Source organism: Streptomyces sp. NPDC056527 (assembly GCF_042794475.1).
GTDB lineage: Bacteria > Actinomycetota > Actinomycetes > Streptomycetales > Streptomycetaceae > Streptomyces.
Map to the genome: position 1 here is coordinate 132,406 of NZ_JBHTTQ010000010.1, position 18,091 is coordinate 150,496.

At 69.1% G+C, this 18,091-nt stretch carries 12 protein-coding genes; 6 read left to right on the forward strand and 6 right to left on the reverse strand.

The genetic code is table 11. The features are described from left to right. Positions 1–57 precede the first annotated feature (57 nt). The 3 genes from ACFQ7Q_RS08695 to ngcE all read right to left on the reverse strand — a co-directional run bounded on the left by ACFQ7Q_RS08695 (position 58) and on the right by ngcE (position 3,581). Positions 58–936 carry a carbohydrate ABC transporter permease gene (locus ACFQ7Q_RS08695; RefSeq protein WP_383551450.1) on the reverse strand — a complete coding sequence of 293 codons (879 nt, stop codon included), beginning with the start codon at positions 934–936 and terminating at the stop codon, positions 58–60. Between the two features lie 151 nt (positions 937–1,087). Continuing rightward, positions 1,088–2,017, reverse strand: a complete 930-nt coding sequence (locus ACFQ7Q_RS08700) for a carbohydrate ABC transporter permease (protein WP_383551419.1) — start codon at positions 2,015–2,017, stop codon at positions 1,088–1,090. 115 nt (positions 2,018–2,132) lie between these two features. After that, entirely contained in the window at positions 2,133–3,581 is a 1,449-nt protein-coding gene (gene ngcE, locus ACFQ7Q_RS08705; RefSeq protein WP_383551421.1) for an N-acetylglucosamine/diacetylchitobiose ABC transporter substrate-binding protein, read from the reverse strand. 380 nt (positions 3,582–3,961) lie between these two features. Here ngcE and ACFQ7Q_RS08710 point away from each other — a divergent pair, with 380 nt between their 5' ends. After that, the gene (locus ACFQ7Q_RS08710; RefSeq protein WP_383551423.1) at positions 3,962–7,780 is read left to right on the forward strand and encodes a GH92 family glycosyl hydrolase; all 3,819 of its coding nucleotides are present in this window, start codon (positions 3,962–3,964) and stop codon (positions 7,778–7,780) included. 68 nt (positions 7,781–7,848) lie between these two features. Here the strand turns inward: ACFQ7Q_RS08710 and acnA are convergent, their stop codons facing one another. Beyond that, on the reverse strand, positions 7,849–10,569 hold the full coding sequence (gene acnA, locus ACFQ7Q_RS08715; protein WP_383551425.1) for an aconitate hydratase AcnA: 2,721 nt from the start codon (positions 10,567–10,569) through the stop codon (positions 7,849–7,851). A 219-nt stretch (positions 10,570–10,788) separates the two neighbouring features. Beyond that, entirely contained in the window at positions 10,789–11,688 is a 900-nt protein-coding gene (locus tag ACFQ7Q_RS08720) for an NAD(P)H-binding protein (RefSeq protein ID WP_383551427.1), read from the reverse strand. Between the two features lie 81 nt (positions 11,689–11,769). Here ACFQ7Q_RS08720 and ACFQ7Q_RS08725 point away from each other — a divergent pair, with 81 nt between their 5' ends. Beyond that, positions 11,770–12,741 carry a cupin domain-containing protein gene (locus ACFQ7Q_RS08725; RefSeq protein ID WP_383551429.1) on the forward strand — a complete coding sequence of 324 codons (972 nt, stop codon included), beginning with the start codon at positions 11,770–11,772 and terminating at the stop codon, positions 12,739–12,741. Between the two features lie 4 nt (positions 12,742–12,745). Here ACFQ7Q_RS08725 and ACFQ7Q_RS08730 read toward each other — a convergent pair whose 3' ends face one another. Next, positions 12,746–13,744, reverse strand: coding sequence for a LacI family DNA-binding transcriptional regulator (locus ACFQ7Q_RS08730; protein WP_383551430.1), 999 nt, complete (start codon positions 13,742–13,744; stop codon positions 12,746–12,748). A gap of 93 nt (positions 13,745–13,837) precedes the next feature. Between ACFQ7Q_RS08730 and ACFQ7Q_RS08735 the strand changes: the two genes are divergently transcribed. From ACFQ7Q_RS08735 to ACFQ7Q_RS08750, 4 genes are all read left to right on the forward strand, one after another. Beyond that, positions 13,838–15,715 carry an amidohydrolase gene (locus ACFQ7Q_RS08735; protein ID WP_383551432.1) on the forward strand — a complete coding sequence of 626 codons (1,878 nt, stop codon included), beginning with the start codon at positions 13,838–13,840 and terminating at the stop codon, positions 15,713–15,715. A 71-nt stretch (positions 15,716–15,786) separates the two neighbouring features. Further along, on the forward strand, positions 15,787–16,143 hold the full coding sequence (locus ACFQ7Q_RS08740; RefSeq protein WP_383551434.1) for a VOC family protein: 357 nt from the start codon (positions 15,787–15,789) through the stop codon (positions 16,141–16,143). 50 nt (positions 16,144–16,193) lie between these two features. Further along, positions 16,194–17,723 carry a helix-turn-helix domain-containing protein gene (locus ACFQ7Q_RS08745; RefSeq protein WP_383551436.1) on the forward strand — a complete coding sequence of 510 codons (1,530 nt, stop codon included), beginning with the start codon at positions 16,194–16,196 and terminating at the stop codon, positions 17,721–17,723. A 159-nt stretch (positions 17,724–17,882) separates the two neighbouring features. After that, positions 17,883–18,091, forward strand: a 209-nt coding sequence (locus ACFQ7Q_RS08750; RefSeq protein WP_383551438.1) for a helix-turn-helix domain-containing protein, incomplete at its 3' end; no start/stop codon positions are given.

The window sequence follows — 18,091 nt, forward strand, 5'->3', positions numbered from 1 at the left end:
CCGGCGCGCACAGAAGGGCGGCCCCGAGCGGGGCCGCCCTCGAAGTGTCCGGGACCGTTACTTCACGGCGCCGGCCGTCAGTCCGGCGACCACCTGGCGCTGGAAGACGATGTACGCGGCGAGGACGGGAAGCATCGCCATGACCAGGCCGGCGAACAGGCCCGACCAGTCACCCTTGTACCCCTGGCTGACGGCGAGCTGGACCAGGCCCTGCGAGAGCACCTTCTGGTCCTGTTCGGTGTTGAGCACGGTGGGCAGCAGGTACTGGTTCCACTGGCCCAGGAAGTTGAAGATGCCGACGCTGATCAGGCCGGGTTTGGCCATCGGGAGCATCACCTGGAAGAAGGTCCGGGTGTGCGAGGCGCCGTCCATGAAGGCCGCTTCCGCCACCGAGGTCGGCAGCGTGCGGAAGAACGCGGTCAGGAAGAAGACCGTGAAGGGCAGCGAGTACGCGATGTAGACCAGGATCAGGCCGTGCAGCGTGTTGAGCAGGGCCATGTTCTGCAGCACGTAGAAGAGCGGCACGAGCGCCAGGATGATCGGGAAGCTCATCCCGCCGATGAAGAGGAAGTAGATGAAGCGGTTGCCCGGGAAGTCGAAGCGGGCCAGCACATAGGCCGCCATCGAGCCGAAGAGCAGCGTGCCGAAGAGCGATCCGCCCACCACCAGGATGGTGTTCAGGAAGTAGTCGCTCATGTGCGCCTCGGTCCAGGCGCGCGACCAGTTCTCGAAGTGCAGCTTGTCGGGCAGGGACCACGGCGAGGTGAAGATCGCCCGGTCGGTCTTGAAGGAGGTCATGACCGCCCAGAGCAGCGGCGTGACCACCATGATCGCCCAGATGATCAGGATGCCGTGGGAGAAGACGTTGAGGGTCGCGCCCTCCCCCTTGCTCTCCTTGCGGGGAGTCGAGACGGCGCTCTTCGTCACCTGCGCGATGCCGGGCTCGGGCGGCTCGGGCAGTGCCGCGCCGGCGGGAGGGGTGTCGATGGCTTTCACCGGAGGTCACCTCGTGCTGTCGTGCCGGCCACCGCGACCGAGCTGCTTTCCTGCTGGGGGTCCGGGGGCTGTCCCCCGGGAAGGCACAGCATCAGTACTCCAGCCGCTCGCGCCGGCCGAACCGCATCACGACCGCCGCGAAGAGCAGCGTGACGAAGAGCAGCGCGACACCGATCGTGGTCGCGTACGCGGCCTGGCCGTCGCGGAAGGCCTTCTGGTACACGTACAGCGGCATCACGATGGTGGAGTAGTCCGGCCCTCCGCCGTTGGGGCCCACCGTCATGATCTGGACGACGGCGAAGGACTCGGCGCCGAGCGCCAGGATGCCCATGTAGATCCATCCGGACTGCACGGTGTCCCAGAGCAACGGCAGCGTGATCTTGAAGAAGGTGGTGAAGCGGTTCGCGCCGTCGAGGAGCGCCGCCTCGTAGAAGTCCCTGGGGATGGAGGCCATGCCCGCCGAGAAGAGGACCACGAAGAAGCCGACCGTGGACCAGACGAGGACGACCATCACACAGATCAGGGCCAGGTTCGGGTCACCCAGCCAGTCGGGCTGGATGCTGCCGAGTCCGACCCCCTTGAGGACCGAGTTGATGGCTCCGCTGTTGGGGTTGTACGCGAACTGGAAGAGCAGCGCCACGATCGCGATGGACAGCACCTGCGGGAAGAAGTAGACGATCTTGTAGAAGGACGAGCCGCGCACACCGGCGACGGCCGCTCCCCGGCGGCGCCGACCGCCGACATTGAGCATGAACGCGAAGAACAGCGCCAGGCCGACGGTGACCAGCGGCAGCACGACCGCGAAGGTCAGGCTGTGCTGGAGCGACTTCCAGAACACCTCGTCGTCGAGCATGCGGCTGTAGTTGTCGAACCCGACCATCCGGAACTCGGGGCTGAGACCGCTCCAGTCCGTGAACGAGTAGTAGATGGACTGGACGAAGGGCCAGATGACGAACAACGCGTACATGGCCAGGGGAACCGCCAGGAACCCCACGATGAAACGGTACTTGCCGTGTTGCATTCCTACCGACCCCGATCTTCCCGCGGAGTAGCCGCTGGTGCCGTGCGTGGCGTGAGTGCCGTACGCAAGGAGCCGGGGCCCGCTCCCGGTCGGCGGGAAGGGGCCCCGGCACAGCTCACTGGTGCTTGTAGTGCTTGATGGAGGAGTCCTTGGCCGCCTCGTCGGCGAACTTCTGGATCTTCTTGATCGTCTCGGCCGGGGTCGCCCGGCCGGCCATCATCTCGCCGATGCCGGCGACACCGATCTTCTCCTTCTGCAGCGCCACGTACCAGTCCTGCAGACGCGGGTTGACGACGTTCTGACCGGCCTTGTCGAGGGCCGCGACACCGGACTTCAGACCCGGGGTCAGCTCGATGCCGTCGGTGCCGCCGTTGAACGCGGTCAGCGACTTCACGGACTTGGTGAAGTTCTTCGAGGACGCCTCGCTGAGCATGATGCGCAGCTGCTCCATGCCGCCCTCGATGTTCTTCGCCTTGGCCGGGACGATGAAGGGCTCACCGCCGGAGGCCCAGATGGTGCCGAACGGCATCTTGTCGGAGGAGTCGATGCCGGTCGGGGCGGAGACGGCGAGGTTGAAGTCGGCGGGCATGGTCTTCGCCGCCTCGTTCTCCACCCAGGAGCCGTTGGGGATGAAGAGCGCCTTGCCCTCGGTCCAGGCGGTCTGCGACTGGATGTGGTCGAGGCCCGGGGTGCCCTGGAGGATGTAGCCCTTGCGCTGAAGCTCGTAGTACGCCTCGAAACACGCCTTGACGGCGGGGTGCTCCCAGGCCTTCGGCTCCAGGTTGTCGATGGCGTCGAGGACCTCACGACCACCGACCTTGGCGATCATCGGGTACAGCGAGAAGGGGACGTAGTACGGGTGCTTGCCGGCGTACGTCCAGCCCGCGATGCCCTTCTTCTTGGCCTTCTCGCAGACGGCCAGCATCTCGTCCCAGGTCTCGGGGTACTTCGCGTCGAGCGATTCCAGCAGCTTCTGGGAGTACCAGACGCCGTAGACCGTGTAGGCGTAGTAGAGGATCCAGACCGGGGCGCCGTCGAACTGGCCCATCTCCACGATGCCCGGGCGCAGGGTGTCGCGGACCTTCTTGCTCGGGTCGTCGATCGAGGCGGCGTCGAGCAGGGCGGTGAGGTCGGCCAGCTGCTTCTGGCCGACGAGGACGCCCATGTCCATCTGCTCGGCGCCGGAGTTGTCGATGAGGTCCGGCGGGTTGCCGCCGTTGAACCGCGGCTGCAGCTCGGTGGTGATCTTCTGGGTGGCGGTGAACTTGACCTTGGCCTGCGGATAGGTGCCCTCGTAGACCTTCACCGCGTCCTTGGCGTACTGCTGGCCGAAGCCTCCGTCGAAGAGGACGAAGTCGAGCGGGGCCGAAGCGTTGACGCCGAGGGGGTTCTTCTCGGTCTTGGTGCCCTTCTCGACCTTGCCACCGCCGTCGGCGGTGCCGCCGCTGGCACAGGCGGACAGGAAGCTCATCGTCGGCACCGAGATCAGACCGAGAGCGGCGGAGCGCTTGATCAGATCGCGGCGGCCGAGGCCTTCGTGGTTGTGCGCGGAGGTGGATCCCATGCTCAAGTCCTCGCCTTCATTCAGGACTCAGGCGGTGTACCGGTCGCCCGTTATCTGCTCGCCAAGGCGAAGGGCCCCGCCACCGCATTCGAATGCAGCTTGGGTCGTACAGGCGTCGTGCCGCCGTGTGAGTGGTACGACGGGCTGGACGCCGACAGGTATAGTCCACTTCCCTTCCACTGAGCAAGATCGAAAGCAGGTTTGAACGGCAGTCTTTCCCGAGTTGAGACCTCGGGGATATCCCCGCTGTATCTGTACCGTTTCATCCCTCGACTTGTCGTCAACACCCTTGACACCATCGGCCACTTGGCCCCCTACTGGATTTGCTTCATTCGGATGACAACGTTGTCTAGATCCAGTGGCAGGAGCGGCGACACGGCATGGAGCCCAGAATTCGCACCCGATCGCGGTCCAGAAACCACCCCCTCGCAGCCGCCGCCCTGGTGGCCGCGTCGGCCTTGGTACTGGGCTCGGTGCCCTCGGTGGCACAGGCACTTCCCGGCCAAACGGACACACGCGCACAGGAGTTCACCACCTCCTTCGAAGCCGACGAAACTCAACCCACATGGCGCAATACGGTGGAGGTCGGCGCGGACGGCGCCAAGCGGACATCAGGGGTCGACGGCGGCTTCGCAAGCGGAATACCGGGCAATGTCACCGACCGGGTGACAGAGCTGCGGGCCAGCGGCGAGAACGCGGGCTCCGGAGAGACCAAGGAGAACCTGGTCGACCTCCAGTCCGGCACGAAATGGCTGGTTTTCGAGCCGACCGCCTGGATCGAGTTCGACCTGGACGAACCGGTCAAGGTGGTGACGTACGCGCTGACTTCGGCGAACGACGCGGCCGAGCGCGACCCCCGCGACTGGACGCTCCAGGGCTCGGCGGACGGCAAGGAGTGGAAGGTCCTCGACAGCCGGGAGGGCCAGACCTTCGCCAAGCGCTTCGAGACGAGGACGTTCGACTTCGCGAACGACACGGCGTACGCCCACTACCGCCTGCAGATCACGAAGAACGCCGGGGCGGGTCTCACTCAACTGGCGGACGTTCAGTTCTCGAACGGGGACACCTCGACCCCCGTCCCCGAGGAGATGCGCAGCCAGGTCGACCGCGGCCCCGGCGGCTCCCCCACCGCCAAGGCCAACGCCGGCTTCACCGGCAAGCGGGCGCTGCGCTACGCGGGCACGCACAAGGCCGACGGCCGGGCCTACTCGTACAACAAGATCTTCGACGTGGACACCCGGATCGCCCGGGACACCGAGCTGTCGTACCGGGTCTTCCCGTCCCTTCCGGAGACGGACCTCAACTACCCGGCCACGAACATGTCGGTGGACCTGGCCTTCACCGACGGCACCTATCTGAGTGATCTGCGGGCCGTCGACTCCCACGGCGGGCTGCTGACCCCGCAGGGCCAGGGCGCCGCCAAGCGGCTCTACGTCAACCAGTGGAACCAGGTGAGCTCCCGGATCGGCGCGGTCGCGGCCGGCAAGACGGTGGACCGGATCCTGGTGGCGTACGACTCGCCCAAGGGTCCGGCGAAGTTCCAGGGCTGGATCGACGACATCGCCCTGCAGGCCAAGGCCCCCGAGAAGCGTCTCGACCGGCTCTCGGACTACGCCTCCACGACCCGCGGCACCAACTCCAGCGGTTCGTTCTCGCGCGGCAACACCTTCCCCGCGACCGCTGTCCCGCATGGCTTCAACTTCTGGACGCCGGTCACCAACGCGGCCTCCAAGAGCTGGCTGTACGAGTACGCCCGTGCCAACAACGCGGACAACCTGCCGGCCGTCCAGGCCTTCGCCGTCAGCCATGAGCCGAGTCCCTGGATGGGCGACCGGCAGACCTTCCAGGTGATGCCCTCGGCGGCGGCCGGCACTCCGCCGACGGACCGGGTCCAGCGTGCCCTCGCCTTCCGCCACGAGAAGGAGACGGCGAAGCCGCATCTGTACGGCGTCACCTTCGAGAACGGCCTGAAGGCCGAGATCGCCCCCACGGACCACGCGGCGATGATGCGCTTCACCTATCCGGGTGAGGACGCGAGCGTCGTCTTCGACAACGTCACCGAGGAGGGCGGGCTGACCCTCTACCCGGCGACGAGCTCCTTCACCGGCTTCTCCGACGTCAAGAGCGGCCTGTCGACCGGCGCCACCCGGATGTTCGTGTACGGCGTCTTCGACGCGCCGGTCACCGGCTCCGCCGCGCAGGGCGTGAAGGGTCACCTCCGCTTCGACGCGGGCGACGACCGCACGGTCACCCTCCGCATCGCGACCTCGCTGATCTCCGTGGACCAGGCGAAGGCCAACCTCGCCGGCGAGATCCGCGAGGGCACCGGCTTCGATCAGGTCAGGGAGCGGGCGCAGGACGCCTGGGACCGGATCCTGGAGCGGGTGGAGGTCGAGGGCGCGACCCACGACCAGCTGGTGACGCTCTACTCCAGCCTCTACCGGCTCTACCTCTACCCCAACTCCGGTTTCGAGAAGGTCGGCGGGAAGAACCGGTACGCCAGTCCCTTCTCCCCCATGACGGGCCCGGACACCCCGACCCGTACCGGCGCGAAGATCGTCGACGGGGAGGTGTACGTCAACAACGGCTTCTGGGACACCTACCGCACGACATGGCCCGCGTACTCCTTCCTCACCCCGAACAAGGCCGGTGAGCTGGTCGACGGCTTCGTACAGCAGTACAAGGACGGCGGCTGGATCTCCCGCTGGTCCTCCCCCGGCTACGCCGATCTGATGACCGGCACCTCCTCGGACGTGGCGTTCGCCGACGCGTTCGTCAAGGGCGTGGACTTCGACGCCGAGGCGGCGTACGAGGCGGCGCTCAAGAACGCGACGGTCGTGCCGCCCAGCCGGGGCGTGGGCCGCAAGGGCATGGAGACCTCTCCCTTCCTCGGCTACGCGTCGACGGAGACCCACGAGGGCCTGTCCTGGTCGCTGGAGGGCTACCTCAACGACTACGGCATCGCGAAGATGGCGCAGGCGCTGCACAAGAAGACCGGCAAGAAGCGGTACCAGGACGAGGCGGCGTACTTCCTCTCCCGCGCCCAGAGCTACGTCTCCCTCTTCGACTCCAAGGCCGGCTTCTTCCAGGGCCGCGACCTGAAGGGCGACTGGCGGGTGCCCTCGGCACAGTACGACCCGAGGATCTGGGGGTACGACTACACGGAGACGAACGGCTGGGGCTACGCCTTCACGGCCCCGCAGGACTCGCGCGGCCTCGCCCAGTTGTACGGCGGCCGCAAGGGCCTCGGGCAGAAGCTCGACACGTACTTCTCCACTCCGGAGACCGCGAGCCCGGAGTTCGTCGGCTCGTACGGCAGCGTCATCCACGAGATGACCGAGGCCCGGGACGTCCGGATGGGCATGTACGGCCACTCCAACCAGGTCGCCCACCACGTCCCGTACATGTACAACGCGGCCGGGCAGCCCTGGAAGACGCAGGAGAAGGTCCGCGAGGTGCTGTCCCGGCTGTACACCGGCAGCGAGATCGGGCAGGGCTACCACGGTGACGAGGACAACGGCGAGCAGTCCGCCTGGTACCTCTTCTCCGCGCTCGGCTTCTATCCGCTGGTGATGGGCAGCGGGGAGTACGCGATCGGCTCGCCGCTGTTCAGCAAGGTGACGGTCCGCATGGACAACGGCCGCACGCTGGTCGTCGAGGCACCGCGCAACAGCGCGAAGAACCTGTACGTCCAGGGCGTGAAGGTCGACGGCAGGCAGTGGAACTCCACCGCGCTGCCGCACGATCTGCTCGCCAAGGGCGGCACGCTGAAGTTCGAGATGGGGCCGAAGCCCTCGGCGTGGGGCACGGGCGTGAACGCGGGCCCGGTCTCCCTCACCCCGGCGGGCGGGACGCCCTCGCCCCGTACGGACGCGATCACCGGCGCCGGGCCGCTCTTCGACGACACCTCGGCCACGGAAGGCGCCGTCGCCACGGTGGAGCTGCCGGTGGCGAAGCCGGTCCGGGCGGTCCAGTACACGCTGACCTCGTCCGTGCGGGACAAGGCGCCGGCCGGCTGGGTCCTCCAGGGCTCGGCCGACGGCACCACCTGGAAGGACCTTGACCGGCGCGCGGGCGAGTCCTTCGCCTGGGACCGGCAGACCCGGGTCTTCTCGGTCGCCGCACCGGGCTCGTACGCGAAGTACCGGCTGGTGGCCGCCGCGCCCGGAACGCTCGCGGAGGTCGAACTGCTCGGTTAGCGAGGCGTGAACGCAAAAGGGCCGCACTCCCCGTGAGGGGGTGCGGCCCTTCGCTGCTACCGGATCCTTCAGCCGCGGATCAGGTTGCGCAGCACGTACTGCATGATGCCGCCGTTGCGGTAGTAGTCCGCCTCACCGGGGGTGTCGATGCGGACGACCGCGTCGAACTCGACACCGGTGTCGGTGGTGACCTTGACGGTGCGCGGGGTGGTGCCCTCGTTCAGCTCGGTGATGCCCGCGATGGAGAAGGTCTCCTCGCCGGTCAGGCCGAGCGAGTCGGCCGACTGGCCGGCCGGGAACTGGAGCGGGAGGACGCCCATGCCGATGAGGTTCGAGCGGTGGATGCGCTCGTACGACTCGGTGATGACGGCCTTGACGCCGAGGAGCGCGGTGCCCTTGGCCGCCCAGTCGCGGGACGAGCCGGAGCCGTACTCCTTGCCGCCCAGGATGACCAGCGGGGTGCCGGCGGCCTGGTAGTTCTGCGAGGCGTCGTAGATGAAGGAGACCGGGGCACCCTCGACGGTGAAGTCGCGGGTGTAGCCGCCCTCGGTACCCGGCGCGATCTGGTTGCGCAGGCGGATGTTGGCGAAGGTGCCGCGGATCATGACCTCGTGGTTGCCTCGGCGCGAGCCGTAGGAGTTGAAGTCACGACGCTCCACACCGTGCTCGGTGAGGTACTTGCCGGCCGGGGTGTCGGCCTTGATGGCACCGGCCGGGGAGATGTGGTCGGTGGTGACCGAGTCGCCCAGCTTGGCCAGGACGCGCGCGCCGGCGATGTCGGTGACCGGCGTGGTCTCCATCGTCATGCCCTCGAAGTACGGGGGCTTGCGGACGTAGGTGGACTCGGCGTCCCACTCGAAGGTGTTGCCGGTCGGGATGGACAGCGCCTGCCACTGGGCGTCGCCCGCGAAGACGTCCTGGTAGGACTTGTTGAACATGTCCTCGCCGATGGCGTTGGCGACGACGTCGTTGACCTCGGCCTCGGACGGCCAGATGTCCGCCAGGTAGACCGGGTTGCCCTCGGTGTCGATGCCGAGCGCGTCCTTGGTGATGTCCACCTTCATGGAGCCCGCGAGGGCGTAGGCGACGACCAGCGGCGGGGAGGCCAGGTAGTTCATCTTGACGTCGGGGTTGATACGGCCCTCGAAGTTCCGGTTGCCGGAGAGGACCGAGGTGACCGCGAGGTCGTGCTCGTTGACGGCCTTGGAGACCTCCTCCGGCAGCGGGCCGGAGTTGCCGATGCAGGTCGTGCAGCCGTAGCCGACGAGGTTGAAGCCGACCTTGTCGAGGTACGGGGTCAGGCCCGCCTTGTCGAAGTAGTCGGTGACGACCTTCGAGCCCGGGGCGAGGGTGGTCTTGACCCACGGCTTGCGGGTCAGGCCCTTCTCCACGGCCTTCTTCGCGACGAGCGCGGCGGCGACCATGACGTACGGGTTCGAGGTGTTGGTGCAGGAGGTGATCGCGGCGACGGTGACGGCGCCGTGGTCGATCGTGTAGGTGGTGCCGTCGGCGGCGGTCACCTGGACCGGGTTCGACGGGGCGCCACCGTTCGGGTGGTTGGCCGGGGCGTCGGAGGCCGGGAAGGACTCCAGCTCGGCCTCGTCGGCGGTGGTGACGTAGTTGAGGACGTCGCTCTTGAACTGCTCGGCGGCGTTGGCGAGGACGATGCGGTCCTGCGGGCGCTTCGGGCCGGCGATGGACGGGACGACCGTGGAGAGGTCGAGCTCCAGCTTCTCGGAGAAGTCGGGCTCGGCGGACGGGTCCAGCCAGAGGCCCTGCTCCTTGGCGTACGCCTCGACGAGCGCGACCTGCTGCTCGGAGCGGCCGGTGAGCTTGAGGTAGTTCAGGGTCTCGCCGTCGATCGGGAAGACCGCGGCGGTGGAGCCGAACTCGGGCGACATGTTGCCGATGGTGGCGCGGTTCGCGAGGGAGGTGGCGGCGACGCCCTCACCGTAGAACTCGACGAACTTGCCGACGACGCCGTGCTTGCGCAGCATCTCGGTGATCGTGAGGACCAGGTCGGTGGCGGTGGTGCCGGTCGGCAGCTCGCCGGTCAGCTTGAAGCCGACGACGCGCGGGATCAGCATGGAGACCGGCTGGCCGAGCATGGCGGCCTCGGCCTCGATGCCGCCGACGCCCCAGCCCAGCACGCCGAGGCCGTTGACCATGGTGGTGTGCGAGTCGGTGCCGACGAGGGTGTCGGGGTACGCCTGGCCGTTGCGGACCATGACCGTACGGGCCAGGTGCTCGATGTTCACCTGGTGGACGATGCCGGTGCCGGGCGGGACGACCTTGAAGTCGTCGAAGGCGGTCTGGCCCCAGCGCAGGAACTGGTAGCGCTCCTTGTTGCGGCCGTACTCCAGCTCGACGTTCTGCGCGAAGGCGTCGTTGGTGCCGAACTTGTCGGCGATGACGGAGTGGTCGATGACCATCTCGGCCGGGGAGAGCGGGTTGATCTTCGCCGGGTCACCGCCGAGCGCGGCGACGGCCTCACGCATGGTGGCGAGGTCGACGACACAGGGCACACCGGTGAAGTCCTGCATGATCACGCGGGCCGGCGTGAACTGGATCTCCTGGCTCGGCTGGGCCTGCGAGTCCCAGTTGCCCAGGGCCCGGATGTGATCGGCGGTGATGTTCGCGCCGTCCTCGGTGCGGAGCAGGTTCTCCAGAAGCACCTTCAGGCTGTAGGGAAGGCGCGCGGAGCCCTCGACCTTGTCCAGCTTGAAGATCTCGTACGACTCGTCGCCCACGCGCAGCGTGCTGCGGGCGTCGAAGCTGTTCGCCGACACGACAGTCTCCTTCATCAATGTGCGCGTATTACCGCCATGCTGCCGCCACGACTCCTCGCCGATCCGCTAAGGTAAGGCTTAGTTAGGTAACCCTTACCGGGTGGGCGGCCGCGGTGCGCCGTAAGCAGTTATCTCGATGTCGAGATAACTCTAGTGCATCACCGCGGCCCGGTCATGCCCGGCATGACTGTGACGGGCATCATCCTGATGTCCGTCCGGTCAGCCGAGCCACACTCCGGTGGCCGCCGTTGTCCTGACATAGTCGGTGAAGTCGCGCGGTTCGCGGCCGAGCGCGCGCCGGACGCCGTCCCCGAGCCGGGCGAAGCGACCCTCGCCGATCCAGCCGAAGAGCATGTTCAGGAGCTCCACATGCTCCTCCGACACGCCCTGCCGCGCACCGTACGCCGCGAAGTCGGCCGGCGAGACGGCGCGGTGAGCGATGTCGCGGCCCGTGGCGCGGGCGATCTCGTCGACCGCCTCGGCCATGCTCAGCAGCCGCGGCCCGGACAGCGCGTACGACTGCTCGTCATGGCCGTCCTCGGTCAGGGCCGCCACGGCGACATCGGCGATGTCCTCGACGTCGAGCCACGGCTCCACACCCTCGCCCGTCGAACTCACGACGTCACCGTCGAGGACCTGGCGGAGGAAGAAGGGGTCCTCGCTGAAGTTCTGCGAGAACCAGGCGGGCTTCAGGATCGTCCACCGCGCACCGGACTCCCGCACCGCGCGCTCGCACGGAAGCTTCTCCTCCCCTTCCGGCGCCACCCAGTCGCTGTGGGACAGCAGCACCAGGCGCTCGACCCCCAGGGAGGCGGCGAGCTTCGCGAAGGCACGCATCGACGTCCCGGCGTCGGCGCGCTGCGAGTCGACCAGGTAGGCCGCGCCTGCGCCGGCGAGGACCGGCTCCCAGGTGCTCTCATGGGTCCAGTCGAAGCGGATCGGACCCTTGCGGGAGACGGCGCGGACCTCGTGACCGCGCTCGCGCAGGCGGGAGGCGACGCGGCTCCCCGTCTTGCCCGTGCTGCCGAGGACCAGGATCGGCTTCGTGGAGTTCGTCGGGTTCGTCGTCGGATTGGTCTTGGTGTTCGTCGTCGGGTTCGTCGTGGCGTTGATCGTCATGGGAGGAGTCAAACCGTTCGCCCGTGAGGCGTGGAATGGCCTGTCCGCTCATTTCGATGTCTCAGCGTCTAATCTTGCCGCATGGATGCGTTGGCGAGTCTGCTGTACGAGGTGCGGTCCGACGGAGCGCTGTTCAGCCGGAACGTCCTGACGCCGCCGTGGTCGATCCGGTTCGCCGACGGCAGACCGATCACCCTGGTCACCATGTTGCGCGGCACGGGCTGGGTCCTCCCCGGCGACGGCTCCGCCGACCCGCCCGGCGGCGCGCCCGTCCCGCTTGAGCAGGGCGATGTGGCCATCGTCGTGGGATCGGAGCCGTTCTCCTTCGCGGACACCGCCGACTCGACGACGCCGCCGCTGTACGTCCTGGCAGGTCCCGACCGGTGCACCACCGCCGACGGCGAGGAGATCAGCGAGGACATCGTCCTGGGGATGCGCACCTGCGGGAACAGCCTGGACGGCCCGACGGTGCTGCTCACGGGCAGCTACCAGGTCGGCGGCCGGGTCTCGGAACGGCTGCTGAGCGCGCTCCCCCGGGTCCTCGTGGTACGCAACGACGGACGGCCGGGCCCGATCCTGGACCTCACCGCCGCGGAGGTCTCCCGGGACGAACCCGGGCAGCAGGCCGTCCTCGACCGGCTCCTCGATCTGCTGCTGCTCTCGACGCTGCGGGAGTGGTTCACCCGCCCGGAGGCCGACCCGCCCGGGTGGTACCGCGCGCTCGGCGACCCCGTCGCCGGCCGGGCGCTCCGCCTGATCCACGACCGTCCCGCCCGCCCGTGGACCGTGACGGCCCTGGCCGAGGAGACCGGCGTGTCGCGAGCGACGTTCGCCCGCCGCTTCAGCGATCTGGTCGGCGAGCCGCCCATGGCCTATCTGACCGGCTGGCGGCTCGCCCTCGCCGCCGACCTGCTGGCGCGCACCGAGGCCACGGTGGAGTCGATCGCCCGACAGGTGGGCTACGGCAGCGCCTTCGGCCTGAGCGTGGCCTTCCACCGGGTGTACGGAACCCGCCCCACCGAGCACCGCGCGGCCGCCCGGGCGACGGCATAGGGCTTCACCCGCTCCTGCGGCGGGACGAAGCGCGGAGCCGGATCCGGGCCGGGATCGTCAGACCGCCCGGTGCGGGGTCGGGAAGGTCGGGGTCGAGCCGGGCGACCAGGGTCGTGACGGCCGTCTTCGCGATCGCCTCCGGCCGCAGCGTCACGGTGGTCACGGGCGGGTCGCTCTCGGCGTAGGCCGGGTCCTCGCTGGCGCAGACGAGGAGCAGGTCGTCGGGGATCCGCAGACCGTGCCTGCCCGCCGCCGCGTGGACCTGGCGGCCGCCGGGGTCGTAGACGGAGTGGACGGCGTCGCAGGCGCGGTCGGCGAAGGCCCGGTCGAAGGCGTGGCCCGGCGCGTCGTCCGGGTCGAAGGCGATCACCAGCGGGGCGTGTCCCTGCTCCCGGCACCACTGCTCGTAGGCCCGGGTCACCGCGCCGGTGTAGTACTCGCGGCCGAACCCGGCGTGCAGCGCGATCCGGCGCGCACCTGCGGCGGCCAGGTGGTCGAGGACCTCGCGGGTGGTCGTGGCGTGGTCGTTGTCGACCCAGACGTCGTCGGGGCGCGGGTCGGCGGGGCGGCCGTCGAAGACCACCGGGATGCCCCGGGCCCGCAGGGCACGCAGCACCGGATCGCCGTCGGGGCTGTCGAGCAGGAGCATGCCGTCGACGGTCAGGGTGTGCCACAGGGTCTCGCCGCCGCGTGCCGCGGGCAAGACCGTCAGGGCGTAGCCATGGGCGTGCGCGGTGGCGGTGGCGGCGGTCAGCAGACGGGAGAAGTAGGGGACTTCGAGGTAGTTCCAGGGCGCGCCCGCGAAGGTGGTGACGGCGAGGCCGAGCGTTCCGGTGCGGGTGAGGGGCGTCCGGCGCGATCCGTAGCCGAGTGCCGCCGCGACCTCGCGGACCCTGCGGCGCGTGGACTCACCGAGCCGGCCCGTTCCGTTGAGGGCGTGCGACACCGTGGCGGTGGACACCTCGGCGGCGCGGGCGATGTCGGTGAGGGTGGGCCCTGACATGCGCGCCATGGTACGGATTTCGCGGTCCGGGGAGGGTACTGGTTACGACGTTAATCAGCGAACGTCCGGCCACAGCCAATGTTTGGAGTGGTCATGACTTCTTCCCTGAGCCGGCGCACCGTTCTCGCCGCCGCCGGCGCGGCGGGTCTCGTCGGGGTCGCCGCCGGCCCCGCGGCGGCGGGATCGCGCCCCCGGTCCGCCTCCCTGGTCGTGCACAACGCACGGGTGTTCACCGGCCTGTCCGGCGCCCGTCCCGTCGAGGCCGTGGCCGTCGGGCGCGACGGCCGGATCCTGGCCACCGGGCGCGGCAACGAGCTGCGCCGCCTCGTGGGCCGCGACACCGAGGTCGTCGACGCCCGCGGGGCGACCGTCATGAGCGGGATCCACGACGGACACGTCCATCCGCTGGGCGCCGGCAGCCGCTCGCTGCGGCCCTCCCTCGAAGGCGCGGAGACGACGAAGGAGGAGCTCCTCGCGATCCTGACCGGCTTCCTGAAGGACACCCAGGGCCAGGAGCCGGACGGCTGGCTGGTGGTGGAGGACTGGAATCCGGTCGGCCTGCTGCCGCAGGGCACCCTGCCCCACCACTCGCTGCTCGACGCCCTGCCGACCCGGCGCCCGGTCGCGCTGGTCGGAGGCGACGGCCACAACATCTGGGTCAACGCCCGCGCCCTGGAGATCGCCGGCATCACGGCCGCCACCCCGGACCCCGTGGGCGGGAAGATCGTGAAGGGGGCGGACGGCAGGCCGACCGGGGTGCTCAAGGACGACGCCCAGCCGCTGGTGACCCGGCACATCCCGGAGCCGAGCGAGGCCGAGCTGGTCGAGGCTTGCGCCCGGGTGCTCGGCCGGGCGGCGGCCTCCGGGGTCACCACGATGATGGACGCCTGGGTCGGGCGCGGTGAGCTGAGCACGTATCAGGCCCTGTCGGCGGCGGGGAAGCTGCCGCAGCGGATCGTCCCGGCCATCCGGATCGACTCCGAGCAGGCGAAGGACCCGGCGGCCGCGCTCGCGTACGCCCGGGGAGTGCGCCGGGAGTTCGGGGGCGTGCGGGGGCTCCGGTTCGGGATGATCAAGGTGTTCCTGGACGGAGTGATCGAGTACCCGGCGCAGACGGCGGCGCTGCTCGAACCCTATCTCGACGGCGAAGGACGACCGACCGCCAATCGGGGCGAACTGTATGTTTCGGGACAGGATTACGGACGCCTGACGGCGACCTTCAACCGGGCCGGCTGGCAGCTGCATGCCCATGGCCTCGGCGACCGCGCCGTGCGCACGGCGCTCGACGGATACGCGTACGCCCGCCGCGCCACCGGGCTGCGCGACGCGCGCAACGCCGTCGCCCATCTCCAGCTGGTGGACCCGGCCGACCTGCGGCGCTTCGCCGAACTGGGCGTGGCGGCCTGTATGCAGCTGCAGTGGGCGGCCCGGGACACCTGGACGATGGAGGCGCTCCTGCCGTACATCGGGCCCGAGCGGCACCGTTGGATGTACCCGGCGCGCTCGCTGGAGCGTCACGGCGCCCTGCTCTCGGGCGGCTCGGACTGGCCGGTGGACGCGCTCCAGGTGTGGAACCAGGTCCGGACGGCGATCGACCGGCAGGGAGCGCACGGCGAGGGCCCGCTCCACCGGGAGCTGGAGGGCCTGAGCCGCACCTCGGCGCTGCGGATGCACACGTACGGCACCGCCTGGCAGCTGCGCATGGACCGGGAGACCGGGACGGTCCGGGAGGGGCGGGCCGCCGATCTGGTGGTTCTCGACCGGGATGTAACGAAATGTCCGGTCGCGGACATCAGCGACACCACGGTGCGGCTCACGCTGGTCGGGGGCCGCGTGGTCCACGACGCGGACTCGGCCTCGGGCCGTACGGCCTCCGCCGGCCTGGCGCGTGCGGTGTCGGCGCCACGGCCTTCGGCGTACGCGGCGGTGCACGGCGGCCGCCACCGGGCGTGCGGCTGCGGCGAGAACTGACGGCCCCGCCCCAGCCCCCGTACGGCCGCGGAGGAATTGCCGGGGCCGTACGGGGGGCCGAGGATCGAACCATGTTCAGCGGCGCGCATGTGATCCTCTACACCCCGGACGCGGAGGCCGACCGGGCCTTCGTCAAGGACGTCCTGGGCTTCGACCATGTCGACGCGGGCGGCGGCTGGCTCATCTTCCGGCTGCCGCCGGCGGAGCTCGCCGTCCACCCCACACAGGGCGAGCCGAAACACGAGTTCTACCTGATGTGCGAGGACATCACGGGCACGCTGACCACCCTGGAGGACCGCGGGGTGGAGGTCTCACGCCCCATCAGCGACCAGGGCTGGGGACTGCTCGCCGCCGTACGGATGCCGAGCGGGGCCGAACTGCCGCTCTATGAACCGCGTCACCCCACCGCGCACAGTCCGTCACCCTGACGGCCCACCCCCTCGCAAGCCCCATCTCATATCTGAGATAACGTGACGGCATGGCAGACGACTACCTCGTACGCATCGGCAAGCTCATCCGTGACGCCCGCCAGCACCGCGGCTGGACCCAGACGCAGCTCGCGGAGGCCCTGGCCACCAGCCAGAGCGCGGTCAACCGGATCGAGCGCGGCAACCAGAACATCAGCCTTGAGATGATCGCACGCATCGGCGAAGCGCTCGACAGCGAGATCGTGTCTCTCGGTTACGCCGGCCCCATGCATCTGCGGGTCGTCGGCCGCCGCCGTCTCTCCGGCGCCATCGACGTCAAGACGAGCAAGAACGCCTGTGTCGCGCTGCTCTGCGCCTCGCTCCTCAACAAGGGCCGCACGGTCCTGCGCCGGGTCGCCCGCATCGAGGAGGTCTTCCGGCTCCTGGAGGTCCTCAACTCCATCGGGGTGCGCACCCGTTGGATCAACGACGGCGTCGACCTGGAGATCGTGCCGCCGGCCGAGCTGGACATGGACTCGATCGACGCCGAGGCCGCGATCCGTACGCGCTCCATCATCATGTTCCTCGGCCCGCTGCTGCACCGCCTCGACCGCTTCAAGCTGCCCTACGCGGGCGGCTGCGACCTCGGTACGCGCACCATCGAGCCGCACATGATCGCGCTGCGCCGCTTCGGTCTGGACATCACCGCCACCGAGGGTCTCTACCACGCGCAGGTCGAGTCGTCCGTCGCCCCCGACCGCCCGATCGTGCTGACCGAGCGCGGCGACACCGTGACCGAGAACGCGCTGCTGGCCGCCGCCCGCCACGACGGCGTGACCGTCATCCGCAACGCCTCCTCCAACTACATGGTCCAGGACCTGTGCTTCTTCCTGGAGGCCCTGGGCGTACGGGTCGAGGGCATCGGCACCACCACGCTGACCGTGCACGGTGTGCCCCAGATCGACGTCGACGTGGACTACTCCCCCTCCGAGGACCCGGTCGAGGCGATGAGCCTGCTGGCCGCGGCCGTCGTGACCGAGTCGGAGCTGACGATCCGCCGCGTGCCGATCGAGTTCATGGAGATCGAGCTCGCGGTCCTGGAGGAGATGGGCCTCGACCACGACCGCTCACCGGAGTACGCGGCGGACAACGGCCGTACACGACTGGTCGACCTGACGGTCCGCCCCTCCAAGCTGGAGGCGCCGATCGACAAGATCCACCCGATGCCGTTCCCCGGCCTCAACATCGACAACGTGCCGTTCTTCGCGGCCATCGCGGCGACCGCCCAGGGCAAGACCCTGATCCACGACTGGGTCTACGACAACCGCGCGATCTACCTCACCGACCTCAACCGCCTCGGCGGCCGCCTCCAACTCCTCGACCCCCACCGCGTCCTGGTCGAGGGCCCCACCCGCTGGCGCGCCGCCGAGATGATGTGCCCGCCGGCCCTGCGCCCGGCCGTGGTCGTCCTCCTGGCGATGATGGCGGCGGAGGGCACGTCGGTGCTGCGGAACGTGTACGTCATCAACCGGGGGTACGAGGAGCTGGCGGAGCGCCTGAACTCGGTGGGCGCGCAGATCGAGATCTTCCGGGACATCTAGGACCTGCGCGAACGAGGGCATTCGCGACCTGTGCAGGTGTCCCGCCAGGCCGACCCTGACCTGCGGAAGCGCTTCTCGGCGCGTTGCGGCATGAGGCCCCCTCACTCCTCACAGCTTGAGTTCTAGCGATCATCGCAACACCTGACCTCCGGGGACGCGATGGCCTTCGAGATCCGCAAGATCCGCACACCGCAGGGACGCGGGAAGCTGACCCGTGAGCGGGCTGAATACTTCCGGCTCATGGAAGGCGTGAGCAACCGGGAGGCATGCCGGATCGTCGGCATCAACCGGCGGACCGGCAAGCGGTGGCGCAACGGCACCAACTCAACGCAGAAGAGACCCGCTCAGCCCGCACACAGAGTGCGGGC

Excerpts from the sequence above, each read along its gene's own strand:
- ACFQ7Q_RS08725 (WP_383551429.1), top strand. The coding sequence starts at position 11,770 with ATGGATGCGTTGGCGAGTCTGCTGTACGAGGTGCGGTCCGACGGAGCG.
- ngcE (WP_383551421.1), bottom strand. The coding sequence starts at position 3,581 with ATGGGATCCACCTCCGCGCACAACCACGAAGGCCTCGGCCGCCGCGAT.
- ACFQ7Q_RS08710 (WP_383551423.1), top strand. The coding sequence starts at position 3,962 with ATGGAGCCCAGAATTCGCACCCGATCGCGGTCCAGAAACCACCCCCTC.
- ACFQ7Q_RS08700 (WP_383551419.1), bottom strand. The coding sequence starts at position 2,017 with ATGCAACACGGCAAGTACCGTTTCATCGTGGGGTTCCTGGCGGTTCCC.
- ACFQ7Q_RS08745 (WP_383551436.1), top strand. The coding sequence starts at position 16,194 with ATGGCAGACGACTACCTCGTACGCATCGGCAAGCTCATCCGTGACGCC.
- ACFQ7Q_RS08735 (WP_383551432.1), top strand. The coding sequence starts at position 13,838 with ATGACTTCTTCCCTGAGCCGGCGCACCGTTCTCGCCGCCGCCGGCGCG.
- ACFQ7Q_RS08720 (WP_383551427.1), bottom strand. The coding sequence starts at position 11,688 with ATGACGATCAACGCCACGACGAACCCGACGACGAACACCAAGACCAAT.
- ACFQ7Q_RS08730 (WP_383551430.1), bottom strand. The coding sequence starts at position 13,744 with ATGTCAGGGCCCACCCTCACCGACATCGCCCGCGCCGCCGAGGTGTCC.
- ACFQ7Q_RS08740 (WP_383551434.1), top strand. The coding sequence starts at position 15,787 with ATGTTCAGCGGCGCGCATGTGATCCTCTACACCCCGGACGCGGAGGCC.